This window comes from Pseudomonadota bacterium (assembly GCA_034660915.1).
In the GTDB taxonomy this organism is placed as follows: domain Bacteria; phylum Desulfobacterota; class Anaeroferrophillalia; order Anaeroferrophillales; family Anaeroferrophillaceae; genus DQWO01.
This window is the reverse complement of record JAYEKE010000001.1, coordinates 1-22,948: the sequence shown is the minus strand read 5'-3', so window position 1 is coordinate 22,948 and position 22,948 is coordinate 1. Positions and strand designations below refer to the sequence as shown.

Sequence of the window (22,948 nt, the reverse complement as noted above, 5' to 3'; positions counted from 1 at the left end):
GCCTTTGTTTTTGACACGGAAAGCGAACGTGAAAAAGCCCGGCAGCTGATCAAGGATCACCTGGACAGGCTCATCGAATTAATGACGGAAAATTTTCTGAAACCTTTTGCCGGAGAAGTATACAACATTAATTTTTTGGACAAGCAGCATCACGGCGATCGAATCATGCACTGTTGTTTCTACACCCGTTTTGGTGAATATCGTGGCCATGGCTGCACCTCAAAAGCGGTGGGCGGCGCCAAAAATTATATTGATGACCTGTTCAAGGAGCATAATATTGCCTGCCGGGTGTCGGTAATCGGCATGGGACGTGACGGCGATCTCAAGCCCTCACCCCGCAACCGGCGCGGCCGCTATGTTTCGGCCCGGCAACGGATTCCCATCAAGGAATATGAAAAAAATATCGGCCGGCCCATAGATGATTTTCTTTCCTACCTTGAGCTGGATCGCCAGGGGGTGCTGGAAGAAACCGGCTGGCCGGTTTACACCGGCATGGGCGGCGAAATCATCCCGGCTTTTTACCGGACGATGAAAAACAACCCACGTCCCTACCTGGTTTCATCCCTGCAGAAGGTATACGTGGAAACCCGGGGGGATGATATGTTGTTTGGAGTGGAGCTGCCGAATATGGAAGTGGGATTTCCTTCCGGTCCCGAGGGTATTGTCCCACCCCTGTCCCGGGAAGTAGCCAGAATATGCGGGATTGAATCATCCAAAGATTTTGTCGCCGCCTGTGCCGCCATTACCCTCGCCGGCGAATTCAATTTCGCCACCCTGCATATCAAGGAAAAACTCTACACCGGCAGGTAGACCGATGGCTGGTAAGATTCATCCTGACAGTAAAGTTGCGATCAAATCCGGGGAGGTCACCATCCCCGGATTCTTTTGCCGACCTGTTGGCAAAGGTCCGTTCCCGGCCCTGATCTTTTTTCATGGAACCGACGGATTTCAACCGACTCACCGGAAACTGGCAATAGACCTGGCCCATGAGGGATACGCGGTCCTGGTACCTGAATGGTTTGGCCGGAAAGTCCCCTGGCGGCTGAGCTGGGATATGCTGCCCTCTGCTGATCTCAGGGCCATGGGGTTATGGCTCAGGGAACTGCAGGAAGTGGATGGCAAACGGCTTGGTCTCATGGGAGCCAGCCGTGGCGGTGGTCTGGCGCTTTATGCCGGTTCAGTAATCCCGGCAGTGCGGGCGGTGGTCAACTACTCCGGCCTCACCTGCTGGTCCGAAGGGATGGATAGTTTTCGCCGGCTGCCGCTCAATCCTGATGACCACCTGGATTTTTTTAAACGAGTTTCCTGCCCGCTACTATCCTTTCATGGTGATCGGGACACTATCGTTGGGGTAGAAAATACCTTACTGCTGGACCAGACCTGCCGCCGATTCGGCATTGAGCACCACTATACGATCTATCCCGGCGTTGACCATTCCTTCATCTGGCCCAGTAATCCCCGCTACAACCAGGACGCCCACCGGGATTCCTGGATTAAAACCCTGGCTTTTCTCAAAAAACATCTGTAGGCAACAGCCTGATTTCCTCAGGCACTGATTTTTGCCTGCAGATCTTGCAGGAAAGCATCCCTTTCATCCTTGAAGTTCAGGGCCCCTACCGGACATATATCAACACAAGCCCGGCAATTCCGACAGTAATCACCAACTCCTTCTTCCTGGCTGCCGAAAAAGGAAATGGTAGTGTTGAATCCACGTCTGGCGAAATCCAGGGCAAAATCATAGTTCTGCCGGGAGCAGACATAAACACAGCGGCCACAGAGCACACACTTATTGGGCTCATAGACAATACAAGGATGGTCTTCAATGACTTCCGGCATATCTTTGGGAATGTACCGCAGTTTTTTGGTCCTTAAAGGCATGTGCAAAAACTTGGCAATCTGCTGCATTGCACAGTGTTTGTTGGCCATACAGAGACGGCATTTACCATGGTTGGTGCTCACCAGGAGCCGAAAGGCGGTCTTCTGCAGCAGCCGTACTGCATCGGTTTCCGTATGCACCACCATACCATCTTCCACTTTCTGGCTGCAGGACGGCAGAGGATCAGGGCGACCTTCGATTTCCACCAGGCATAAACGGCAGGAAGCCGGTGGATGCTCCATATCATCAATATAGCAGAGGTTGGGAATATAAATACCGTTATCCAGGCAGGCTTTCAGCAGTTTTGTTCCCTGAGGGACGCTGATTTCCAGGCCGTCCACAGTCAGGGTTACCATCCGATCTTTACTCATTATTTTCCTCTTCCTCCTTATCCAGCGGTTTGATCCCCTGGTCAGGAACCATTTCCGGAGGTGATACCTTGCGGACTGCATCATATTCCGGCGGGCAGGCATAGACACATTCACCGCATTTGACGCATTTTTCCTGATCAATGGCCTTTTTACGGTTGCTGGTGGTAAAAATTGCCTCGGTGGGACAGCAGGCAACACAGGCATCACACCCCCGGGCACAAGTCTCAAGATCAATGTAATAGGCAATCAGATCACGACACATGAGGGCCGGGCAGCGATGTTCCCGGTAGTGGGCCAGATATTCATCCTTGAAAAAACGCAGGGTGGTCAATACCGGATTGGGGGCCGTTTTTCCCAGGCTGCACAATGACCCTTTAATGATTTCTTCACCGAGGGTCTGCAGCTCAGCTATATCATCGTCACTACCCTCACCTTTGGTTAAACCCTTGAGAATCTCCAGCAAGTGCCGGGTACCAACCCGGCAGAAAGTACATTTACCACATGATTCGTGCTGGGTAAAATCAATAAAGTAGCGGGCTACTTCCACCATGCAGGTTTCATCGTTCATCACCACCATGCCCCCGGAACCCATCATGGCCCCGGCCTGCCTTAAAGAATCAAAATCGATCGGGGTAGACAGCTCACTCTCCGGCAGACAACCACCGGATGGACCGCCAATCTGCACGGCTTTAAACGGTTTTCCATCTTTAATGCCGCCACAGACCTCAAAAATAAGATGTTCCAGGCTGACCCCCATGGGCACTTCCACCAGGCCGGCGTATTCAACATCGCCAACCACCGAAAAAATTGCCGTCCCCGGAGTTTTTTCAGTACCAATATTCCTGAACCAATGACTGCCCTTACGAACTATGGCAGGAACCGTCGACAGGGTTTTGACATTATTAATAACCGTCGGCAAGCCATCCAGGCCTTCAACCGCCGGGTAGGGCGGCCGATACCGGGGCATCCCCCGATTACCCTGGATGGACTGGATCAGGGCCGTTTCTTCCCCGCAGACAAAAGCACCGGAACCCTGGAATACAGAAACCTCAAGGCTGAAATCAGTTCCCAGAATCCGGTCCCCGAGCAGGTTGCACTCTTTTGCCGCGGCAATGGCCTGTTCAATGGTGCTGACCGCCAGGGGATATTCCGCCCGAATATAGAGAACTGCCCGGGAAGCTCCTATTGCCAAAGCGGCGATGGCCAGTCCCTCAAGTACCTGGTGCGGATTGCTCTCCATCAGCGTCCGGTCCATATACGCCCCCGGATCACCTTCATCCCCATTGCAGATAACCACCTTTGGAGTTTTTTCAGCCTGGCGGGCAATATCCCATTTGATGCCGGCCGGAAAACCGGCACCGCCCCGACCACGCAAATGTGCTGACTTTATCTCCTCAACAACCCATTTATCACCCTTTTCCAAAACCTTTGCCAGAGATTGATAACCACCCACAGCCAGGTAATGATCCAGGCTATGGGGATCTATCAGGCCACATTGATCCATAATCACCCGCTTTTCATAAAGATAACGGGGATAGTCCATCAAGGTAGGAAAGGTATCATTGGGTTCAAGGGCTCCCAGCAGGTATTCAAAACAGGGATCTTCGCCCCCCTGGATAAAGGAGTTCACCAGCACCCGGGCTTCACCGGCCCCCACTTTCTGGTACATGAGCGGGGGAAATCCGGGATAATGAATGGTTACCAGGGGTTCGGCATAACAGTGCCCCAGGCAACCAACGGTAATAATTTCAGCCTCAAGCCCTTTCTCCTCTAAAGCGTCTTTAAACCCATCAATGGTTTCCTGGGATCCCGCGGCCCGACCACAGGTCGCATGACCGACATAAATGACCGGAACAGCCGGATTCTGCAGAGCCTGCCACTGTTTTTCCGCGGCCTGCGTCAGCTCACTTAATATTTCATTCGGAGTCGGATTGCTGCTCATCTTTAGCTTTTTCCCTTTCAGCTATCTCGTTTTGAATTTCAATTTCGGTAATCACACCCTCGACCTTGCTGGGAGTCACATAAGACTCGATTTTCTCCCCCACCACCACCACCGGTGCCAGAGCGCAACAGCCAACACAGGCAACCCTTTCCAGGCTGTACTCCCGATCTTGAGTGGTTTCGCCTTCTTCAATCCCCAGGCGTCGGGTAAAATTTTCGAGGATAATTTCTCCTCCTTTTACATGACAGGCAGTCCCGAGACAGACTTTAATCGGATGACGACCAGGAGGATTGAAGCGAAACTGGTTGTAGAAAGTGGCAATACCAAAAACTTTCGCCGCGGCAACCGCAAAATGGGCGGCAACCATCACCATACTGTCCCGGGGCAGATAACCATGGGTATGCTGGATTTTTTGCAGGACGGGAAGCAGCTGATGTACATCACGGGAAAAACCCGGCAGCTCGACGGCAATGGCATCCAGTACCTGCTGTTCTTCAAGATCAACTTCCTGATCCTGTTCAATATTGTCAGACATCAATATAATCTCCTTATTCTTTATGGGTTGTATCATGATTGATCATTATGCCGCCAGACAAAAACAACTGAAAAGTGAAGTCCCCTGTCCACTGGCAATAAATTGTTCACAGGCTTCATCCAGTTTTGCCAGACGCCGATCAAAAGCAAGCAGTTCCCGCTGCCAATCAGTCCGGTCGGCAGTACCCAAAACTGACAATAGTTGATAAATCCCGAGGAAATCATGTTCAGGCCCCAAAAGACCCTCATCCTCACCAGTCACCTTCAGCAGATCGCTGCGAATGGGGGGACAGATAAAATTAATGCACAAAGGCCCTTTCAGTTCACCCAGGAGGCAGCCGCAGGCGCCAAAATAACGGCAATGTTCACCGGTTATCCGCTCGCCGGTGTGACAGTTCTTCAACTCATAAACCGGATTAAAATCATCAAGACCTTTCATTTTATCATTTCGCTCTTTCCGGAGCAACGCAATAATACCGGCAGACAGCCTGGACTCCCCATCAACCCCCTCCAGCCTGAAAATATCTCCAGCCCCCCGGTGGCAGCAGCCGGGGAAAACCCCGGAAACCAGTTCATGCTGCTCGGAGCCATCGGGTAATCTTCGCAACACCTGCCGGCAATTACAACAATAAGCGGCAATATGCCGGCTGAAAAAAACATTCATTTGCCGGCACAAACCACGATAATGGGAAAAACGCTCAGCATCATTCATTTCCAGCGTCATTTTATCCGGCCTGTGCCTGATCACTGATACGAACCAGCAAACCTTTGAACATCCGCAGCTCGTCATCCGTCAGGCCGCGAGTCACCCAGCCCATAAAACAATGACCAACTTCATTGATCTGCTGCCGGATTCCATTACCCTTTTCAGTCAGAGAAATAATGGAGGATCGCCGGTCATGGGGAACCGGACGGCGAACCACAAAACCTTTCTCAACCAGGCGGTCAATAGTCCTGGTAACCGTAGGATTTTCCAGCGCCAGGATTTCCGCCAGCTGTTTCTGGGTCAGCGGACCATTTTCAGCCAAAGCCATCAAAGCGCACCAGGTGGCCGCAGTCAAACCATGGAACTCAAGTCGGCGGTCGAAGGCCCGCTTCAAGGTCCTGGTCAGACGGTTTGCCAGAAAATAGGTACAGTCGTGAAGTTTCACCAATACACCAAAATAATGTATACAAAAAAAAGACAATAGTTAGTTAGCTAAATATTTTTTCCGTGTCAAGCTTTTTTTTCCAGCGTTTTTATTGCCGGTTTAGCCAGGACTGGTCAGGGCAAGAAATATAAAATAAATAAAAAATAGCTTGCCAATCATGATACTATCCATTTATAATTATCTAAATTAAGCGATTAGCTATTAGCACTCAGCTGTTAGCTCAATAATTACAAGATCTTTAATGTTATCCATATTCACCCGATGGGTGTTGTTACTAGTTAACGTAAAGCCCTGATTATTAAAAGCTAAATGCTAACCGCTAATAGCTCAGCTTAGTAATTATTTAATATCTGCAAATCAGGATTTTTTAGTTTGATAGTCCAATACATAAAGGAGGAAATTACATGATCAGTACCGATAAACGCAATGAATATTACGAAAAATATCTTTCCGATTTATCATACCATCTGGACCAGGTGGAAGAGCAGGAAAGACCTATCCACGTGGGAGAAAAAATCCGCCATCTGCGAGAGAAACAAAGGCTGACACTTGATGACCTGGCCCTTAAAACCGGCTTTGATGTCAACATGCTGGATAAAATCGAAAAGGAAACCATTACCCCGCCACTGGGCACCATGATGAAGCTTTCAAGGGCATTGAACACGGTCATGAGTTCTATCATCAGTGAAAAAAGCGGCAATAAAACCTATAGCGTTCTGCGGGTCAAAGAGCAGAAATCCGCCTCCCTGCCCCTGGGAAAAGTCAGTGACCACAGCTACATCCCCCTGGCCCAGGGGATAGAAGATCGGCATCTGGATCCTTTCATTGTTAAGCTCAACCCGGTTAAAGATAAAACCCTGGCCCCGGCAGTTCATGAAGGAGAGGAATTTATTTACGTTCTCGGCGGCGAAGTCAAAATCGTGGTGGAAAAGCATGAGGAAATTCTCTGCATGGGTGATGCTTTTTATCTTAAATCCACTGCGCCACACCTGGTCACCAGCAATAACGACCAGCCGGCCATGATCCTGGCAATTCTTTACAGTGGAGCATAAGCCTCGCTGGAATGAATGACAACGAAACTCTCTTCACTCTGTTTTCCTGACGGCGAAAAAAGCTGTTTCTTCTGCTGCCCGCCAATCAGGGAGCCGGAGGCCGACAGCCTTGATCTGCTGGCAGAAAAGATACAACTTTTCCGCCTTAACCGCAGGAGTTTAACCAGGAATCGGCAGGATGCCGGCGAAATCCATGGAAAATCCTGCTGGGGACTTGGTTTTCTCGATCCCCGGGAAAAGCTGGTCGGCTGTCTGCTTCATCCCTGCCAGAATCAGGGAACAGACCAGCGGAATTTAACCGGATACCGCAGCAAATGCGCCGGTACCCTTTGTCAGGAAGCAATTATCTTTGCCCGGCTGAACCCGGTCAGGCAACGGTTTTACCTGGACTTGACCCCGGGAATGGATTCTTTTCATTATTCCAGCCGCCAGGCAAATCCCCTGATGAAAATCCTTCCCTGGGATGTTCCTGTTCTGGACGCTATTTTTTTGTTTGAGCAAGGGAAGTCGCCGCCGCGGATGGAATTCATCAGCCGCTATGGTTTTTTCTGGCACGGGCTTGATTACCGGCTGGACAGCTGGCTGGTTGGTGAAATCATCAAACACCGTGGCCTTGAAAAAATAATGGCCAAGCCGCGGGGATATCTTGCATTCCGGCAGCAACTGCTTCGCCGTTTACAGCAGGAAAAAACCCAGCTTGCAGCCGGATCACCAGCAATTCCGGTCCATTGTTTATCAATTCCACTGGAGCTCTCACGACTGTTGAAATTCGGCTTGAATCTCTGGGAAGCAACGGCCGCTGAAGTTGGCCGTCTGCAGGCAATCATGCTGCGAGAAATCGACCAGTTCAACTATAAGGGTTCACCCAAAACCCTGGAAACAGGAAACTGATATGCTGGAAATAACCGTCCGCTCAAGCCACATTGACATGTTCGGACATGTCAATAATGCCAAGTACATTGAATTCCTGGAATGGGATCGGGTGCAGATGGCGGAAGACCATGGCGTTGATTTTATGGGCATGGTGGCAGAAGGCATCGGCCCGGCAGTGGTTCATCTTGAAGTCAATTATCGTAGAGAAGCTTCCATGGGGGACATCCTGGTTATTGATACCCGGGCGGTTGAGCTCAAAAATGATAAAGTGGGGACTCTTGAACAGACAATCACCAACAAAAAAAGTGGTGAGATTATCTGTGACGCGGTGATTACTTTTGTCATGTTTGACCTGCACCGGCGAAAAAGTGTTCCCATGCCTGAGGCAATGAAAAAGTTTTTTTTGAAGAGTTCATAACCATGCGTGAATCATATTTATTACTCCTCTGCGATTATGGACGCCGGATGATAACCGACCGGCTGACCACTGGAACCGGCGGCAACCTGAGCATTTATGACCGCGACCGGGACCTGATTGCCATCACTCCGAGCGGCAAACCTTACGAACAGCTGACCCCCGATGAAATCAGTATCATAAGCCCGGAAGGTAAACATATTGACGGTCAACCACCTTCAAGCGAATGGCCTTTGCATACCGCAGTCTATCTGAAGCGTCCTGACATCAACGCCATTGTTCACACCCACTCCCGTTTTGCCACCACTTTTGCCATCCTGCGCCAGCCGATTCCGGCCTGCCACTACCTGATTGCCGTTTCCGGTGCCAACCAGGTCAGAGTAGCCCCTTATGCCACCTTCGGCAGCGATGAGCTGGCCCGGCAGACAGTAGCCGGCCTGGAAAAAGACAACTGCATCCTGATGGCCAACCATGGTCTGCTGGCAGTGGGGAAAGACATTCACCAAGCCTACAATATCGCCCTTTATATTGAGGAAGTAGCTGAACTTTACTACCAGACCCGGGCTATCGGCACCCCGGTACTGCTGACCGGAAAAGAAATGGACGCGGCCCGCGAACGTTTTAAAACTTACGGCAACAAGCCAGCATCGAGCTGACCAACACATACAATATCGACAATATTGTAAAAACAAACTGAGGAGGTAATCAAAATGAACATTTCACCAGCCTTAAAAAAGAGTTTTCTCTTCCTGATCCTGTTGACAATTTTCAGCATCCCGGCATACGCCCAGGACCATACAGCCCTCACCCCTTTACTGATCAAACTTGGAGGCTGGCAGGCGGAAAAAGCGGACGGCATGAGCATGTCCACCGGTGGTATGCGCATGATTACTGCTAACCGCACCTATAATAAGGGAAAACTGGAACTGAATGCTACGGTCATGGTCGGCAGCCAGGCAATGACCATGGGACAGACTCAGCAGATGCAGATGGAAACTGATGATGTGCGGGTCAAGATGACCACCATTGATGGATTTAAAACAAACCTCAATTACGACAAGCGGGAGAATTCCGGTGGGATCATGGTTTTTCTGGAAAACAACCAGAGCAATGCGGCCATGTTCATCCTGAGTTTCCAGGGCATGGATGAAAACCAGGCACTGAAGCTGGCCAAAAAATTTGACTGGCAGGCAATGAAGAAGACAGTAGCGAAACTATTATAAGACGACTACGCTATTAGAGGAAGTGCCCTTGGGGTGCTTCGCACGGGGACAGAATTGAATTCTGTCCCCACATCGAGACAATTTGGAAAGTGCCCGTATTTACCCTTGCCGGACATCATTTGGGCGGCCTCATCGTTGGCTGGAGCCGCCGATTATCTTCCTCGCAGTTATGTTTCCCAAAGCCCAGATCACATCCAGGGCGAATATTGCTTCGATATTTCGATCGAAGAGGTATTCAGCCCGGGCATCGAACTCGTCATCTGCCTCCCAGAGGGCAACAATCCAGCTAAGACCGGGAAACCAGCTGAATTCGATCCCATACTCTCCATAGGCAGAGGATGCTCCTCCAAGTGCCAGTCCACGGTCAAGAAATGCTTTCCCGTCGCGGGCAAAATGACGGGCAATCAAAACTGAAGCCATCACATGGGGACCACGAAAAAAGATGGTTCCGCCTTTCAAGTGGCCCGCGGTGACCAACCCCTGTGCCGGCGGCAGGCTTTCATGGGAAGACGCATAGGACAGCAATCCTAAAATTACCAGGCCTTCCTGGTAGGTAATCTTCCGTGATTCATCAGTCAGGGAAACAATGCTTTTCGTTTCCGGGAGCACACATACCGACTGCCCCCACCAGAGCAGCTCAATCCCTTTCGCGGAAACCGTAATCCCCGGAAAGATTTCTCCCCGTCGCCGGCTTAATTCCACCGCCAGCTGCCACCAGCCGGGATTCAGCTGCTCAAGCCGGCAATATTGGCGGTTATCTTCCGGATCAGCCGGCCATTCAAATTCGGTCATTTTATATTCCCTCAATTCCTGATAAAAAGTTATTTTTGTTCATTGTCGGCAGGGGCGGCAAACAGCACTTCAACTGCCAATTCCCGGTCACCGCGAACCAGAACAAGCAGTCACGGGGTCAGTCACGGGGTCCAGTCACGGGGTCAGGTCTAGCTTCATAGCATCAACGGCCGCCCACCTTCGCCGCCCGGACCATCCGCCCAACCGTGGTGAAATGCAGCCCGAAATACTCTGCAATCTGCTGGTAACTGTATCCCCCGGTGGCGTGCGCGGCCACAATGGCCGCGTTGCGATTGCGATGCTTGTGGGCAATGCGGTCCAGTGACGGTGGCGGGACACGGCGCTGCGCCTTCGGGATGTTCACGTCGTCTTTCTGCTTCGCATGGCGCAAGCTGCGCGCCACGAAAGCGTCATTACCCAAAAACGCCTGTCCCTTAAGGTTGTTCCAGATGGAGTCCACCCCGATCCCTTCGGCGACGAAACGCGTGTAACGCTGTATGGCCGTCGCGCGACGCTCAGCGAATGCGGCCAGCAGCCCGTCGGTCGCCAGCCAATCCGGCGCGGCCACCGTGCCGATCATCGCCCGATAGCTGCTCCACGGCCACCGGCCCGGATCGGGCACCATACCTGCCCGTACCGGGTTGAGCACCACGTAGCGCGCCAGCTCGAGCAGATAGCTGTCGCCATCGACCAGGATGGCCTTGTAGCGTCCCTGGAACAGGTGCCCCGTCCGACCATGGCGGCGGTTGCTGTACTGCGTGAAGACGCCGTTAAGCTGGCGCATGCCCTTCGAAAGGTTGCCGTCAGGCGTTTCCACGACCAGATGATAATGATTCGACATCAGGCAATAGGCATGGCAAATCCAGTTGAAGTCCGCCACCACCTGCCCCAGCACCTCGAGAAACATGCGGCGATCGTCGTCATCTTCGTAGATCGCCTCGCGGCGATCACCGCGTGTCGTGACGTGATACAGCGCGCCAGAGAACTCGATGCGGATGGAACGGGCCATGAGCTCACTCCTCTCAATAAATGAAACGGAGCACTACGATGATAGACCTGACCCCGTTTATGTTCGAATTATAGAAATTTACCAGTTAGAACAAATTTGCCCTGGAGGAAACCATTCTATACTTGACAAAACACAAACTAGCAGATAGGATTTCTTACATAATTCTTACCAGTGGGGAGCAAGGACATGGAAACAACAAAATTATCAAGCAAGGGCCAGGTTATTATTCCAAAACCCTTGCGTACATCCCATCGATGGAAGCCCGGGCAGAAACTTGTAGTCATTAATGCCGGGGATGGAATTTTGCTGAAGCCAGAAGCCCCTTTTCAAGAAACCACTCTTGATGATGTGGTTTCCTGCCTAAAATATCAAGGTCCGAAAAAAAGTCTACAGGATATGGAGGAAGCCATTCACCAGGGTGCTTGGAAATCTGCCCATGAAAGCTATTGACACAAATATCATTGTTCGTTTATTGACCCACGACAATGAAAATCAATTTCAAAAAGCCCACAAAATATTCAGTAACCATGATGTTTTTATAGCGGATACGGTATTACTAGAAACCGAATGGGTTTTACGTTTTGCATATAAATTCAAACCAGCTGAGATTAATAGCGTTTTAAAGAAACTTTTGGGTTTGTCAAACGTCTATCTAGCAGACTCTGCTCTTATTTATCAGGCGCTGAAATGGCATGAAACTGGGGTCGATTTTGCTGACGCCCTGCACCTTGCTTTATCTCAGCAAAGCTCTTCTTTTCTGACTTTTGACCGCAAATTCATTCGCCAGGCAAATGGACTTTCTGAATGCCTGGTTGAACCCCCATAAAATTGTTAATACCCAACCTGTACCCAGGCCTTTTCCGGAATTTTCCTGCACGGTTCATGCCGTTTCCGGTGCCAACCAGGTCAGAGTAGCCCCTTATGCCACCTTCGGCAGCGATGAGCTGGCCCGGCAGACCGTAGCCGGCCTGGGAAAAGACAACTGCATCCTGATGGCCAACCATGGTCTGCTGGCAGTGGGGAAAGACATTCACCAAACCTACAATATCGCCCTTTATATTGAGGAGGTAGCTGAACTTTACTACCAGACCCGGTAAATATTCGGGCACGTTTTCAAAAAAGCAATAATACTTTCACAGAGGTATAGAGAAACCAGTTATTTGCTCTCTGTGACTCCGCGTCAGCGTATTTTTTTGTCTCGCGCCCGTTCGCTTCACTCACTCAAGACGCAAAGGCGCAATGAAAAACGACAGACGATATAGCAAATTGAACTCTTCGCGGTCTTTGCGGCTTGGCGCGAGAATTAAAAAAATTGACGGATATTAGGTCCAAGAATTTGCCAATTTATAAACAAAGTCGAATGCTTACCAGACCCGGGCTATCGGCACCCCGGTACTGCTGACCGGAAAAGAAATGGACGCCGCCCGCCAACGTTTTAAAACCTACGGCGGCAGCACCTCATCAAGCTGACAGCTCAATCCCTTTCACGGTAACCGTAATCCCGGGGAAGATTTCTCCCTGTCGATGGCATAATTCCACCGCCAGCTGCCACCAGCCGGAATTCAGCTGCTCAAGCCGGCAATATTGGCGGTTATCTTCCGGGTCCGCCGGCCATTCAAACGTGGTCATTCCATCTTCCCTCAATTCCCGATGAAAAGCTATTTTTGTTCATTGTCGGCAGGGGCGGCAAACAGCACTTCAACTGCCAATTCCCGGTCACCGCGAACCAGAACCAGATAAGCGTAGTCACCCGGCTTCTTGCCCAGCACCGCATACTGTAAGTCCTGACTTTTCTGTACCGGCTGCACATCGATAGATTTCACCTCATCCCCCGGTTCAATCCCGGCAGCCGCAGCCGCGCTCCCCGGCTGGACCAGCATAATTTTCGCCCCACCTTCCGTATCCTGCAGCTGCACCCCCAGGCGAACCCGGGAATCATTAAGGTTCCGGTAAGGAATGCACCAGAGATAATCAGCCACATAGAGCGGCAAATCGGGAAAATCAACCTCCATCCGCTGGGGCTCATTTTCTTCCAGCTCTGCAGGGGTGGTCGGCAGGACAATGGTATAAGGCCATTTTCGCTGTTTTAAAACTTTACGGGGAATGCCAAAACCGTAGGCCAGATGAAACCCCCCGGTAAGCACAACCATTTTCTTATCCTGGCCCGCCGGGCTGTCAAGATAGTTGATGATCGAATCAGCCATGGTTTCTTCCCAGAGCAACTGCATGCCATAGAACATCTCCAGATGATCATGGCCGCCGGCATGACCGGCAAACATGGCCGCCAGAGCCTGCTGCTGATAGGGATCATCAGGCTGCGGATATTCACCCCCGTTCAATTCCCGACTTTGCTGCAAAAGGCTCATTTTTTCCGACCGGCTGACATTGATGGCCCGCAGGGGGATCTGCTGGTCACGGATAAAATGCAGCAGTTCACGATAATAGGAATAATCAGGCAATCCCCAGTCCCGGGCAAACACTGAAAGAAACTCCTTATCATCCAGATCACCGGCCAGCCAGCGATCGATATCATCCTGGCTCCGGCGACCAAACATTTCCATCCCCACTGCCAGATGCCCGGGGTAACGGCGATTGAGAGATTTGATAATATCAACTTCCAGCCGATGGGCGTAGATATTATCATGAGATTCCCCCACATAGATAATCCGGCTGCCGGCCATCAAATCATAAAACTCATCTTCACTTACCGTCAACCCGGTGGGGACATGAAGAATTTCACTCCGTTTCAAAGTTCCCGGATCACGGTAAGGAGAACCATTGGGAACCCCACAGGAATCCATAGTCTGACAGCCACTCATCAGCACCCCCGTCAGCAGAACAAACAAACAAAAATTTTGTTTCAACACCTTCATTCACAACTCCTTGATTAAAACCAAAAACTGGAAACTCAAAAAAAGCTACCAGCCGTCAATATTAAAATTTTCCGCCGTTCAGACAGGAATGGGTTACGCCGTCACGACAGCCAGGGAACCAATAATGGTTGCCAAAGCCACTGACTAACTGTTACATGCAGGGAACGTGTAAAAATTGCAACATCTTAAAAGTCAACAGACCCGCATTCTGACTACCACTGACCATGATAAATTCGCAATGAAAAAAATAATCGACGCCATCCCCTTTTACTATGGCTGGATCATTGTTGCCGTTTCCTTTATCACCCTGGGACTGGCCTTTGGCGTCTGGTACTCTTTTTCTGTTTTTTTTCTCGCTATCATCAAAGATTTCGGTTGGAACCGGGCATCCACTTCAAGCATCTTCAGCCTTTTCATCATCTGCCATTATCTCAGTGCCGCCGTAATCGGCCACCTGATTGATCGTTTTGGCCCCCGATGGCTGATTCCAGCCGGCGCCCTCTGGCTTTCAGGCTTTCTTCTGTTGGTTTCCGGATCGACCACCCTGCCCCAATTTTATCTCACCTATGGCCTGGGAACTGCCATCGGCGTCAGCCTCATTGGTTTTGTTCCCCACGCGACGACCCTGCCCCGCTGGTTTGTCAATCGCCGGGGACTGGCCGTGGGCATCGCCATGTCAGGCATCGGGGTCGGCATGCTGATAATCCCGCCGTTGATGGAGTATATTATTCAGCTCCATGGCTGGCGTTTCGCTTACCGGATTCTGGCTTTACTGGTTCTTTCAGCCATCCCGCTGAACATTATTTTTCAGCGCCATAATCCCGAACAGCTGGACACCATTGCCGACGGGCTGCCAACCGCAAATAAAAAAGAGGGTAAAGCTCCAAAGCGAAAGCTGTTCATTTTAGATCAACCCTGGGCTGAAACCCGATGGACCGCTGCCAACGCCGTAAAAACCCGTCGTTTCTGGCTGCTGGCCATTGCTTTTTTCTTCGGCCCTTTTGCTATCCAGGGAACCCTGCTGCACGCAGTCACCTGTCTGGTGGATGGAGGCCTCAGTTTTGCAAAAGCAGCTTCAGTTTTCGGCCTTCTGGGAATCTGCGGTTCCGGCGGGAAAATTTTCATCGGTTTTCTGGCTGATCATTTAACCCGGGAAACCGCCAACAGCATCGGGATGGCAACGGCTTCCCTGGGCATCGCCGCCCTGCTGGCCGTCCCCTGGCAACCAGCCATCTTCCCCTACCTTTTTGCTGCCGGCTTCGGGATCGGTTACGGTGCCGCCGCCCCACTTTTTCCATCCATTGCCGCTGACCTGTTCCAGGGACCAACCTTTGGCCGCATCTTCGGCCTGCTTTCCCTGTTCCTGGGCCTGGGAGGAGCCAGCGGCGCCTGGGTTGCCGGCCACCTGTTTGACTTGACCCACAGTTACCATTATGCTTTTATTTTGACAATCATTGCCCTTTGGCTCTCCTGTTTGTCTTTCTGGTTGGCAGCCCCAAGGAGCGTACGGCGTATTCTGCCCATTGAAAGCAGAGGGAAAGGCATAGAAAAAAAATGATCCGTGATAACTATTGGAATAAACGTTACTGGCAGCGGAAAAACTGGAAACATGGCGAGTTGCTGCTGATCTGGCAGGAATCTGCCGCTGACAATGGCCTGTGGCAACTCTTTCTGCCGGTATGCGGGCCAAAGGATTTACCGCCGGAACAGCAGTTCAACCCCCTGACCTGTTCTAACAAACTGCACTGGAAAGAAACAGCGGTCGATGAATTGCTGAATCGTGGTAGTATCCTGAAACTACCGGCAGCTAAGAAAGATATTTTCTGCAGCCGGCAGCATTTTACTACTTTTGAAACCAACGTATTTGCCCGCCTGGCCCAAGTTCCAGCCGGCAAAGTGATCAGCTACGGTGCTCTTGCCGGCTGGGCGGGATATCCACGGGCCGCCCGGGCGGTGGGCCGGCTGATGGCCAAAAATCCTTTCCCCCTTTTCTATCCCTGACATCGGGTGATTCGAGCCGGCGGTCAGCCAGGCAATTTCGGTGGCGGCACAGCCCTGAAACGGCAACTGCTGCAAGAGGAAGGGGTTGCTTTCAGCAGCCCGGAAAAAATTTCCCCAAAATCACGTCTTGAGGAAACGCTTAAACTTCCTTCTCTATAAGCCCCCCATCCAGACCAAAACGCAGTTGGTGGACAAAAGATCCCAGGCGCTCCGGTAGATCCAGCTCTGCTCCGTGTTCAGCCACAATTTTCACCAGGGCGCTGCCGACGATAACCCCGTCAGCATATTGCCCTACTTCGGCTGCCTGTTCCGGGGTCGAGATGCCGAATCCGGCGGCAATGGGGGTTTTGGTCAAATTTTTCAGCTGTTTCAATGATTCAGGGATCGCCGGCGGCAATTTCCGCCGGGTACCGGTAATACCGGTCACCATCACATAATAAACAAAACCACGGCTTAAACGACAAAGTCTGGCTATGCGCTCGGGAGTACTGGTAGGAGCTACCAGTTGAATCAGCGCCACTTCTTTTGCCTCCGCTTCCTGTCGCAGCTGCTCCCCTTCTTCTGGTGGCAGATCGGGAATAATAACCCCGTTGACCCCGACAGCCGCGGCATCGGCAACAAAATCACTGACCCCATAAGCCATGATCGGATTATAGTAGGACATCAACACCAGGGGCGTGGCACAGCGGCTGCGGATATCTTTAACCATGGCGATAATTTCTTTCAGCGTCGTTCCCTGGTGAATGGCCCGCATGGATGCCGCCTGGATGGTGGGACCATCAGCCAGGGGATCAGAAAAGGGAACCCCCAGTTCAATAATATCAGCCCCGTTTTCAGCCATGGCCATCACCATGGCCGAGGTTTTTTCCAGGGACGGGTCACCGGCGGTAATGAAAGTTATCAGGGCTTTTCGCCCCTCCTCTTTAAGCCTGGCAAACACTTCATTGATCCGGTTCATGATTTCCCCCGTTCCAGAGCCGCCACCGTCTCCACATCTTTATCTCCCCGGCCGGAAAGATTGACCACCACCAGCTTGTTGACCAGTTCCGCCGCGTGTTTCTTTACCCCGGCCAGGGCATGGGCAGTTTCCAGGGCCGGGATAATGCCCTCAATGCGGGCCAGCAGGTGAAAGGCCTCCAGGGCCTCGTCATCGGTTACCGAATCATAAACCACCCGCTTTTTATCTTTCAGGTAACTGTGTTCCGGCCCGACGCCGGGATAATCAAGACCGGCAGAAATGGAATGGGCCTCCTGCACCTGCCCGGCTTCGTCCTGGAGCAGGTAGCTCATGCAGCCATGGAGCACCCCCGGAGAACCAAAACCCAAAGGAGCCGAATGTCGACCGCTGGCAATCCCCTCACCGGCAGCTTCAATCCCCAGCATCTCCACCGGATCACCCAGGAAAGGATAAAACAGGCCGATGGCGTTGCTGCCGCCGCCGACACAGGCCACCAGGACATCGGGCAGCCGGCCCTCCCGTTGTTGCAGCTGCTTTTTTGTTTCCACCCCGATCACCAACTGAAAATCCCGCACAATCCGCGGATAGGGATGGGGACCGACAACGGAACCAATGATATAATGGGTGGTAGCAACATTGGTAACCCAATCGCGGATAGCCTCATTGGTGGCATCTTTCAGGGTTTTGCTGCCGGAACTCACCGGAATCACCCGCGCCCCCAAAAGCTCCATCCGAAAAACGTTCATCTGCTGGCGCACCATGTCCTTTTCACCCATATAAACTTCACATTCGAGCCCGAAAAGCGCCGCCGCCGTGGCGGTAGCCACCCCATGCTGGCCGGCCCCGGTTTCAGCAATAATCCGCTTCTTTCCCATCCGCACAGCCAACAGCACCTGCCCCATGGTATTATTGATCTTATGGGCTCCCGTATGGGCCAGGTCTTCCCGTTTCAAATACAGTTTTTCGATCCCCAGCTCTGCTCCCAGGCGGCGGGCCCGGTACAGTGAGGTGGGTCGACCGCAGTAATCAGCCAGCAATTCGCTCAGCTGTTGAATAAAATCCGGCTGCCGGCGATAATGATCATAGGCCTGTTCCAGCTCATCCAGGGCTGCAATCAAGGTTTCCGGCACATAACGGCCGCCATAAGGGCCAAAATGCCCCTGTTCATCAGGCTTGTTCATCGCTCCTCCTCACGGCATTCATAAACGATTCAATTTTTGCCCGGTCTTTACGACCCGGTTCCAATTCCACCCCGGAACTGACATCCACCGCCCAGGGGCGGACAGTCTCAATGGCCCGGCCAACATTTTCCGGGGTCAGACCACCGGCAAGGATGAAATAGCGACCCGCCTGCCGGCGATCAAGAAGCTGCCAGTCAAAGGTCATGCCACTACCACCAGCCATTCCGGTCACATAGGTATCATACAAAAAAATCTCACATTGTTCTTTATAATGTTCCAGTTCCGGCAACGGTTCATCCACCCCAACCCTGAATGCTTTAATAATCTTCCAGTCAGCAAGCAACAGGCAGTCCGCCGGGGTTTCCTTCCCGTGCAGCTGCAGATAATCAAGGCGACAGCGACCGGCAATCTCCAGGATAGTTTCCGGTTTTTCATCCACGAATACTCCCACCGTCCGCACCAGCGGCGGCAGGGCGGCAATAATCTTTTCTGCAACCAGTGGTTCCAGCCGCCGGGGGCTGTCGGCAAAGATAAATCCCAAAAGATCGGCCCCGGCCTCAGCCGCCGTCAAGGCATCTTCCAGGTTGGTCAAACCACAGATTTTCACCCGGGTTCGCATAACTTCCTCCACTCCTCATGTAGATATTCAGCTAACTATAACCTAAACTGAGCGATTAGCCTTTGAAGGTTTAATGTGTAAGGTTTAAGGTTTTTACCTTGTACCTTGTACCTTGTACCTTTTAGGTTTAATGATTACAGGATGTTTTACTATTACAAACCTAAACATTCGACTACGTTTTCAGAAAAGATAAAAATACTCTCACAAAGGCACAAAGTCACAGAGAACCCGAGTCATTTGCCCTCTGTGACTCCGTGTCTCTGTGAGAAATAATAAAAAAAGGTTTAAGGTTTTTACCTTGTACCTTGTACAACGTACAACGTAACGCCTTTATTTTTCAAGGCTAAACGCTGATAGCTAACAGCTAATCGCTTAACTTAGGTATGACTATCTACCTCCACCCACGGTAATTCTTCGCACAGGAGAAAACCAGTATGTCATTCTCCCCGAATCAATTTCTGTAGCGTTGAGGTTGGATCACCTGATTTCACCAGGCTGGTACCCACCAGCACTCCCTGAACTCCGGCAGCAGCAAGTCTGATCAGCTGCGCGTGGTGATCAATGCCACTTTCGCTGACCACCAATCGATTTTCAGGAATAAGTTTTCGCAACCGCAGGGTGGTTTCCAGGTCGATGGTAAAATCCTTGAGATTGCGGTTATTTATGCCGATAATGACCGCCGGGGTTGACAGGACTTTTTCCAGCTCTTTTTCATCGTGAACTTCCACCAGGCATTCCAGCCCCTGGTCGGCAGCGATGTCCAGCAGCTCCCGAAGTTCGTCTCGGCTTAAAATGGCGGCAATCAGCAGGATGGCATCCGCCCCGGCCGCCCGGGACTCCCGAACCTGCAGGGGATCAATGATAAAATCCTTGCGCAGCAGTGGCAGTTCAACCAACGATCTCAGGCTGGCAAGCCAACTGATATCCCCTTTAAAAAAATGTTCATCAGTAACCACGGACAAGGCTGCCGCCCCACCCTTTTCATAGGCCGTAGCTAATGACGGCGGATCAAAATCAGCTGACAGCAGGCCGGCGGAAGGTGATGCTTTCTTGACTTCGGCAATAACCCGGGGGTACGGTTCCCGGAACAAGGCCGCCGCCAGGGAACGACATTTTTCAAAAGCAGGCGGGGATGACGGCATAATACCCCGCTGTTTCAGTTCCGCCACCTCAATTTTCTTTCGAGCGACAATTTTTTCCAGAATGTTCATTATGATACCAGAAGACAGAAGCCAGGAGTCAGAAAAAGATTTACAATTACCCGTCTTTATTTCGAAATCTGAACACTTACAGTTTATTGCAACTCAACTTTCTGAATTGCATTGCCAGGGACATTTTACAGGATGTTCGGGCCTGGCTCACTATATATTTTATTCTCCTGCCAGCTGGTTGGAAAAATTCACCAGGCGCTCCAGGGTTTTCAGGACTTTACGGCTGTCAATCACCGCGGCTGCCTGTTCCACTCCAGAACGGAAATCATCGGCTTTCCCGGCGGTCACCAGCACTGCTGCCGCATTGAGCAGAACCACGTCACGTCTCGGCCCCTTATCGCCGGCAAAAATATCCATCAGGATGCCGGCATTGGTAAAAGCATCACCGCCTTTGACCGCCGCCAGCGGTGCCCGTTCCAGCCCGGCATCTTCGGGCACCAGGGAAAAGCTGGAAATTTCGCCATCCTGCAGCCGGACGATGGTGGTTTCCCCCACCAGGCTCAATTCATCCAGGCAGCCGGCACCATGAACGATCATGGCATTCTTGCCGCCCAGGTTTTTCAACACCCGGGCAATGACCCCGGTCAGCTCCGGATCATACACTCCCAGCACCTGCACCCCGGCCCCGGCCGGATTGGTCAACGGTCCCAGCAGGTTAAAAATTGTCCGAATGCCGATTTCCCGCCGGGGGCCAATGGCATACTTCATCGCCGAATGCAAAAGCGGCGCAAACAGAAAGCCGATACCCACTTCAGCGACGCAGCGACCCACCTGTTCCGGGTTCAGGTCCAAGTTAATTCCCAGGGCTTTGATAACGTCAGCACTACCACACTGGCTGGAAACCGAACGGTTGCCGTGCTTGGCCACCTTGAGCCCGGCACCGGCAACCACGAAGGCCGTAGCAGTGGAGATATTGAAAGTATTGGTACCATCACCGCCGGTACCGCAGGTATCAACGATGGTTTCCTCATCGATATTTATATCATCCCGATCCAGATTGATCGTTGAATCAAGCACCGGTACCCGGGTGGCTTTTTGCCGCATAACCCGCGCCGCCCCGGTAATTTCACCAATGGTTTCCCCCTTCATCCGCAAGGCGGTGATAAAAGCCGCCACTTGGGCATCCGTTGCCCGCCCCTCCATAACTTCACTCATGGCCGCGAACATCTCTTCTTCACTCAAGTCACTTCCCTGAACGACTTGCTCAATAAATTTCCTGATCATGTTTTCTTCTCCCCTACCGAAAAATAATTTGCGTTTGCTTCGCTTGCGCCCTAAGCGACAGCGAGGAAGTGCCCTTGGGGTGCTTCGCAAGGGGACTGCACTAAAGGTCTGTCCCCAATCCCAGCAGCTGATATACCTTTATCCTTATACCTTGTACCTTCAGCCTTTCTTCTATAATCCCTCCGCTGCCATTTCCAAAGCCTTCCTGATTGCCATGGCCTTGTTCAGGGTTTCCTCATATTCCTTCGCCGGATCGGAATCGGCAACGATACCGGCACCGGCCTGAAAATAAATGCGCCCGTTTTTGATCATCACCGTCCGGATGGCAATGGCAAAATCCATATTGCCGGAAAAACCGAAATAACCCACAGCCCCGGCATAAGGACCCCGACGGCTGGGCTCCAGCTCATCAATAATCTCCATAGCCCTGATTTTCGGCGCCCCGCTCACCGTGCCGGCGGGAAAACAAGCACGAAAGGCATCATACATATCCAAACCATCCCGCAGCTGCCCCTGCACATGGGAGACCAGATGCATGACATGGGAATAGCGTTCAATCTCCATCAGTTCATCCACCTGCACCTGGCCGTAAGCCGCAATGCGCCCCACGTCGTTGCGCCCCAGATCAACCAGCATGATGTGCTCGGCCCGCTCCTTGGGATCAGCAAGAAGTTCCGCCGCCAGGGCCTGGTCTTCAGCCTCCGTGCGTCCCCGGGGCCGGGTGCCGGCAATGGGCCGCACCTCCACCATCCGGTCGGTTTTACGCACCAGCAGTTCCGGCGATGAGCCCACCAGCAGTTCATCATCAAACTGCAGATAATAAAGATAGGGAGACGGGTTTACCAGCCGCAGAGCCCGGTAAAGGGTGAAAGGATCGAGCTCTTGTTCACAGCAGAAACGCTGGGACAGCACCACCTGAATCACATCCCCGGCCCGCACATATTCGGTGCCCCGCTCCACCATGCGGATAAAATCATCCCGGGCAAGATTACTGGAAACTTCCAGTTCAGCCGCGGCAGTGGCCGGCTGATCATAAGCGGTGGGAGTTTTCAAGCGGGCAATCAGCTCATCAATCAGCTCAAGCCCGTAACCATAACAGGTTTCGGGATTCTCCTGACCATCAACCTGGACCAGGGCAATAATAACCAGGGTATTCTTCAAATTATCGTGAACCAGCAACAGACCGGGGACCATAAACAGGGCATCGGCAAAACCGGTATCATCACTGGCATTATCGGGCAGGAACTCAAACTTTTTCACCACATCGTAGGAAAGGAACCCGACAGCACCGCCATAAAAGGCCGGCAGACCGGCAACCGGAGCCGGAGTAAAGGCATCCAACAATTCCTGCAGTTGAGCCAGGGGATCAGTGGCAGATGACCGGATTTCACGCTCTTCAGCCCGGATTATGGCTACCTGCTCCCGCCGTTGACAGAAAACCAGCTGCGGCTCCAGGCCGATGATGCTGTATCGCCCCCAGCGTTCGCCCCCCTCCAGGCTTTCCAGCAGAAAGGTATAAGGTCCCCGGGCCACCTTGCGGTAGAGAGAAAGGGGTGTGTCAAGATCAGCGACCACCTCACAGCAGACCGGTACATGGGAATGGCCGTCAGCCAGGCGGATAAATTCCGGCAAAGAGGGAAAAC

At 51.9% G+C, this 22,948-nt stretch carries 27 protein-coding genes; 12 read left to right on the top strand and 15 right to left on the bottom strand.

Annotated features, from left to right (window positions below; translation table 11 throughout):
* Positions 1-810 (top strand): hypothetical protein (locus U9P07_00135; GenBank protein MEA2107816.1); only part of this gene is annotated, 810 nt, incomplete at its 5' end.
* A 4-nt stretch (positions 811-814) separates the two neighbouring features.
* Positions 815-1,528 carry a dienelactone hydrolase family protein gene (locus U9P07_00130; GenBank protein ID MEA2107815.1) on the top strand — a complete coding sequence of 238 codons (714 nt, stop codon included), beginning with the start codon at positions 815-817 and terminating at the stop codon, positions 1,526-1,528.
* A 17-nt stretch (positions 1,529-1,545) separates the two neighbouring features.
* Here U9P07_00130 and U9P07_00125 read toward each other — a convergent pair whose 3' ends face one another.
* Genes U9P07_00125 through U9P07_00105 form a run of 5 tightly spaced genes read right to left on the bottom strand, consistent with a single transcriptional unit; the run spans position 1,546 to position 5,874 of the window.
* A complete protein-coding gene (locus U9P07_00125; GenBank protein MEA2107814.1) occupies positions 1,546-2,247 on the bottom strand; it encodes a 2Fe-2S iron-sulfur cluster-binding protein in 702 nt (233 codons plus the stop codon).
* Positions 2,240-4,189: an NADH-ubiquinone oxidoreductase-F iron-sulfur binding region domain-containing protein gene (locus tag U9P07_00120; GenBank protein MEA2107813.1), complete on the bottom strand. Its 1,950-nt coding sequence runs from the start codon at positions 4,187-4,189 to the stop codon at positions 2,240-2,242. The genes U9P07_00125 and U9P07_00120 overlap by 8 nt, the downstream gene beginning before the upstream one ends.
* Positions 4,164-4,724 (bottom strand): NADH-quinone oxidoreductase subunit NuoE, encoded by a 561-nt coding sequence (gene nuoE, locus U9P07_00115; GenBank protein MEA2107812.1) that lies wholly within the window; start codon positions 4,722-4,724, stop codon positions 4,164-4,166. Before nuoE ends, U9P07_00120 begins: the two co-directional genes overlap by 26 nt.
* Positions 4,725-4,769: 45 nt before the next feature.
* A complete protein-coding gene (locus tag U9P07_00110; protein MEA2107811.1) occupies positions 4,770-5,471 on the bottom strand; it encodes a hypothetical protein in 702 nt (233 codons plus the stop codon).
* Complete coding sequence (locus U9P07_00105; GenBank protein MEA2107810.1) at positions 5,449-5,874, bottom strand: MarR family transcriptional regulator; 426 nt, start codon at positions 5,872-5,874, stop codon at positions 5,449-5,451. Before U9P07_00105 ends, U9P07_00110 begins: the two co-directional genes overlap by 23 nt.
* 404 nt (positions 5,875-6,278) lie before the next feature.
* On the opposite strand from U9P07_00105, the gene U9P07_00100 reads away from it, so the two are divergent.
* Genes U9P07_00100 through U9P07_00080 form a run of 5 tightly spaced genes read left to right on the top strand, consistent with a single transcriptional unit; the run spans position 6,279 to position 9,437 of the window.
* Positions 6,279-6,926, top strand: a complete 648-nt coding sequence (locus U9P07_00100; GenBank protein MEA2107809.1) for an XRE family transcriptional regulator — start codon at positions 6,279-6,281, stop codon at positions 6,924-6,926.
* A gap of 15 nt (positions 6,927-6,941) precedes the next feature.
* The gene (locus U9P07_00095) at positions 6,942-7,817 is read left to right on the top strand and encodes a hypothetical protein (protein ID MEA2107808.1); all 876 of its coding nucleotides are present in this window, start codon (positions 6,942-6,944) and stop codon (positions 7,815-7,817) included.
* A gap of 1 nt (position 7,818) precedes the next feature.
* Positions 7,819-8,217, top strand: coding sequence for a thioesterase family protein (locus tag U9P07_00090; GenBank protein ID MEA2107807.1), 399 nt, complete (start codon positions 7,819-7,821; stop codon positions 8,215-8,217).
* A gap of 2 nt (positions 8,218-8,219) precedes the next feature.
* Complete coding sequence (locus tag U9P07_00085; GenBank protein ID MEA2107806.1) at positions 8,220-8,870, top strand: class II aldolase/adducin family protein; 651 nt, start codon at positions 8,220-8,222, stop codon at positions 8,868-8,870.
* Positions 8,871-8,924: 54 nt separating this feature from the next.
* Positions 8,925-9,437: a hypothetical protein gene (locus U9P07_00080; protein ID MEA2107805.1), complete on the top strand. Its 513-nt coding sequence runs from the start codon at positions 8,925-8,927 to the stop codon at positions 9,435-9,437.
* A gap of 129 nt (positions 9,438-9,566) precedes the next feature.
* Here U9P07_00080 and U9P07_00075 read toward each other — a convergent pair whose 3' ends face one another.
* Together U9P07_00075 and U9P07_00070 are read right to left on the bottom strand one after the other, a co-directional pair.
* Positions 9,567-10,229 (bottom strand): DUF3786 domain-containing protein, encoded by a 663-nt coding sequence (locus U9P07_00075; GenBank protein ID MEA2107804.1) that lies wholly within the window; start codon positions 10,227-10,229, stop codon positions 9,567-9,569.
* Between the two features lie 163 nt (positions 10,230-10,392).
* Positions 10,393-11,238: a transposase gene (locus tag U9P07_00070; GenBank protein MEA2107803.1), complete on the bottom strand. Its 846-nt coding sequence runs from the start codon at positions 11,236-11,238 to the stop codon at positions 10,393-10,395.
* Positions 11,239-11,424: 186 nt separating this feature from the next.
* Here U9P07_00070 and U9P07_00065 point away from each other — a divergent pair, with 186 nt between their 5' ends.
* The 3 genes from U9P07_00065 to U9P07_00055 are packed head-to-tail and all read left to right on the top strand — an operon-like array spanning position 11,425 to position 12,335.
* Positions 11,425-11,688 (top strand): AbrB/MazE/SpoVT family DNA-binding domain-containing protein, encoded by a 264-nt coding sequence (locus tag U9P07_00065; protein MEA2107802.1) that lies wholly within the window; start codon positions 11,425-11,427, stop codon positions 11,686-11,688.
* Entirely contained in the window at positions 11,675-12,064 is a 390-nt protein-coding gene (locus U9P07_00060) for a type II toxin-antitoxin system VapC family toxin (protein MEA2107801.1), read from the top strand. Before U9P07_00065 ends, U9P07_00060 begins: the two co-directional genes overlap by 14 nt.
* Positions 12,051-12,335 (top strand): class II aldolase/adducin family protein, encoded by a 285-nt coding sequence (locus U9P07_00055; GenBank protein MEA2107800.1) that lies wholly within the window; start codon positions 12,051-12,053, stop codon positions 12,333-12,335. Before U9P07_00060 ends, U9P07_00055 begins: the two co-directional genes overlap by 14 nt.
* 364 nt (positions 12,336-12,699) lie before the next feature.
* Here the strand turns inward: U9P07_00055 and U9P07_00050 are convergent, their stop codons facing one another.
* Both U9P07_00050 and U9P07_00045 read right to left on the bottom strand, forming a co-directional pair.
* On the bottom strand, positions 12,700-12,867 hold the full coding sequence (locus U9P07_00050; protein MEA2107799.1) for a hypothetical protein: 168 nt from the start codon (positions 12,865-12,867) through the stop codon (positions 12,700-12,702).
* A 29-nt stretch (positions 12,868-12,896) separates the two neighbouring features.
* A complete protein-coding gene (locus U9P07_00045; GenBank protein ID MEA2107798.1) occupies positions 12,897-14,111 on the bottom strand; it encodes a ChaN family lipoprotein in 1,215 nt (404 codons plus the stop codon).
* A gap of 238 nt (positions 14,112-14,349) precedes the next feature.
* Here U9P07_00045 and U9P07_00040 point away from each other — a divergent pair, with 238 nt between their 5' ends.
* On the top strand, positions 14,350-15,669 hold the full coding sequence (locus U9P07_00040) for an MFS transporter (protein ID MEA2107797.1): 1,320 nt from the start codon (positions 14,350-14,352) through the stop codon (positions 15,667-15,669).
* On the top strand, positions 15,666-16,112 hold the full coding sequence (locus U9P07_00035; GenBank protein ID MEA2107796.1) for an MGMT family protein: 447 nt from the start codon (positions 15,666-15,668) through the stop codon (positions 16,110-16,112). The genes U9P07_00040 and U9P07_00035 overlap by 4 nt, the downstream gene beginning before the upstream one ends.
* Before the next feature lie 139 nt (positions 16,113-16,251).
* Here U9P07_00035 and trpA read toward each other — a convergent pair whose 3' ends face one another.
* From trpA to trpE, 6 genes are all read right to left on the bottom strand, one after another.
* Positions 16,252-17,070 carry a tryptophan synthase subunit alpha gene (gene trpA, locus U9P07_00030; protein MEA2107795.1) on the bottom strand — a complete coding sequence of 273 codons (819 nt, stop codon included), beginning with the start codon at positions 17,068-17,070 and terminating at the stop codon, positions 16,252-16,254.
* A complete protein-coding gene (gene trpB, locus U9P07_00025) occupies positions 17,067-18,251 on the bottom strand; it encodes a tryptophan synthase subunit beta (protein MEA2107794.1) in 1,185 nt (394 codons plus the stop codon). The genes trpA and trpB overlap by 4 nt, the downstream gene beginning before the upstream one ends.
* The gene (locus tag U9P07_00020) at positions 18,238-18,870 is read right to left on the bottom strand and encodes a phosphoribosylanthranilate isomerase (protein MEA2107793.1); all 633 of its coding nucleotides are present in this window, start codon (positions 18,868-18,870) and stop codon (positions 18,238-18,240) included. The genes trpB and U9P07_00020 overlap by 14 nt, the downstream gene beginning before the upstream one ends.
* A 437-nt stretch (positions 18,871-19,307) precedes the next feature.
* Entirely contained in the window at positions 19,308-20,081 is a 774-nt protein-coding gene (trpC, locus tag U9P07_00015) for an indole-3-glycerol phosphate synthase TrpC (protein MEA2107792.1), read from the bottom strand.
* A 159-nt stretch (positions 20,082-20,240) separates the two neighbouring features.
* Positions 20,241-21,305, bottom strand: a complete 1,065-nt coding sequence (trpD, locus tag U9P07_00010; GenBank protein MEA2107791.1) for an anthranilate phosphoribosyltransferase — start codon at positions 21,303-21,305, stop codon at positions 20,241-20,243.
* Positions 21,306-21,476: 171 nt separating this feature from the next.
* Entirely contained in the window at positions 21,477-22,937 is a 1,461-nt protein-coding gene (trpE, locus tag U9P07_00005) for an anthranilate synthase component I (protein MEA2107790.1), read from the bottom strand.
* Positions 22,938-22,948: the final 11 nt, after the last annotated feature.

What these genes read in the sequence shown, in the direction of transcription:
- U9P07_00130 (MEA2107815.1), top strand. Translation starts at nt 815, where the DNA reads ATGGCTGGTAAGATTCATCCTGACAGTAAAGTTGCGATCAAATCCGGG.
- U9P07_00125 (MEA2107814.1), bottom strand. Translation starts at nt 2,247, where the DNA reads ATGAGTAAAGATCGGATGGTAACCCTGACTGTGGACGGCCTGGAAATC.
- U9P07_00120 (MEA2107813.1), bottom strand. Translation starts at nt 4,189, where the DNA reads ATGAGCAGCAATCCGACTCCGAATGAAATATTAAGTGAGCTGACGCAG.
- nuoE (MEA2107812.1), bottom strand. Translation starts at nt 4,724, where the DNA reads ATGTCTGACAATATTGAACAGGATCAGGAAGTTGATCTTGAAGAACAG.
- U9P07_00100 (MEA2107809.1), top strand. Translation starts at nt 6,279, where the DNA reads ATGATCAGTACCGATAAACGCAATGAATATTACGAAAAATATCTTTCC.
- U9P07_00095 (MEA2107808.1), top strand. Translation starts at nt 6,942, where the DNA reads ATGACAACGAAACTCTCTTCACTCTGTTTTCCTGACGGCGAAAAAAGC.
- U9P07_00090 (MEA2107807.1), top strand. Translation starts at nt 7,819, where the DNA reads ATGCTGGAAATAACCGTCCGCTCAAGCCACATTGACATGTTCGGACAT.
- U9P07_00085 (MEA2107806.1), top strand. Translation starts at nt 8,220, where the DNA reads ATGCGTGAATCATATTTATTACTCCTCTGCGATTATGGACGCCGGATG.
- U9P07_00080 (MEA2107805.1), top strand. Translation starts at nt 8,925, where the DNA reads ATGAACATTTCACCAGCCTTAAAAAAGAGTTTTCTCTTCCTGATCCTG.
- U9P07_00075 (MEA2107804.1), bottom strand. Translation starts at nt 10,229, where the DNA reads ATGACCGAATTTGAATGGCCGGCTGATCCGGAAGATAACCGCCAATAT.
- U9P07_00070 (MEA2107803.1), bottom strand. Translation starts at nt 11,238, where the DNA reads ATGGCCCGTTCCATCCGCATCGAGTTCTCTGGCGCGCTGTATCACGTC.
- U9P07_00065 (MEA2107802.1), top strand. Translation starts at nt 11,425, where the DNA reads ATGGAAACAACAAAATTATCAAGCAAGGGCCAGGTTATTATTCCAAAA.
- U9P07_00060 (MEA2107801.1), top strand. Translation starts at nt 11,675, where the DNA reads ATGAAAGCTATTGACACAAATATCATTGTTCGTTTATTGACCCACGAC.
- U9P07_00050 (MEA2107799.1), bottom strand. Translation starts at nt 12,867, where the DNA reads ATGACCACGTTTGAATGGCCGGCGGACCCGGAAGATAACCGCCAATAT.
- U9P07_00045 (MEA2107798.1), bottom strand. Translation starts at nt 14,111, where the DNA reads ATGAAGGTGTTGAAACAAAATTTTTGTTTGTTTGTTCTGCTGACGGGG.
- U9P07_00040 (MEA2107797.1), top strand. Translation starts at nt 14,350, where the DNA reads ATGAAAAAAATAATCGACGCCATCCCCTTTTACTATGGCTGGATCATT.
- U9P07_00035 (MEA2107796.1), top strand. Translation starts at nt 15,666, where the DNA reads ATGATCCGTGATAACTATTGGAATAAACGTTACTGGCAGCGGAAAAAC.
- trpA (MEA2107795.1), bottom strand. Translation starts at nt 17,070, where the DNA reads ATGAACCGGATCAATGAAGTGTTTGCCAGGCTTAAAGAGGAGGGGCGA.
- trpB (MEA2107794.1), bottom strand. Translation starts at nt 18,251, where the DNA reads ATGAACAAGCCTGATGAACAGGGGCATTTTGGCCCTTATGGCGGCCGT.
- U9P07_00020 (MEA2107793.1), bottom strand. Translation starts at nt 18,870, where the DNA reads ATGCGAACCCGGGTGAAAATCTGTGGTTTGACCAACCTGGAAGATGCC.
- trpC (MEA2107792.1), bottom strand. Translation starts at nt 20,081, where the DNA reads ATGAACATTCTGGAAAAAATTGTCGCTCGAAAGAAAATTGAGGTGGCG.
- trpD (MEA2107791.1), bottom strand. Translation starts at nt 21,305, where the DNA reads ATGATCAGGAAATTTATTGAGCAAGTCGTTCAGGGAAGTGACTTGAGT.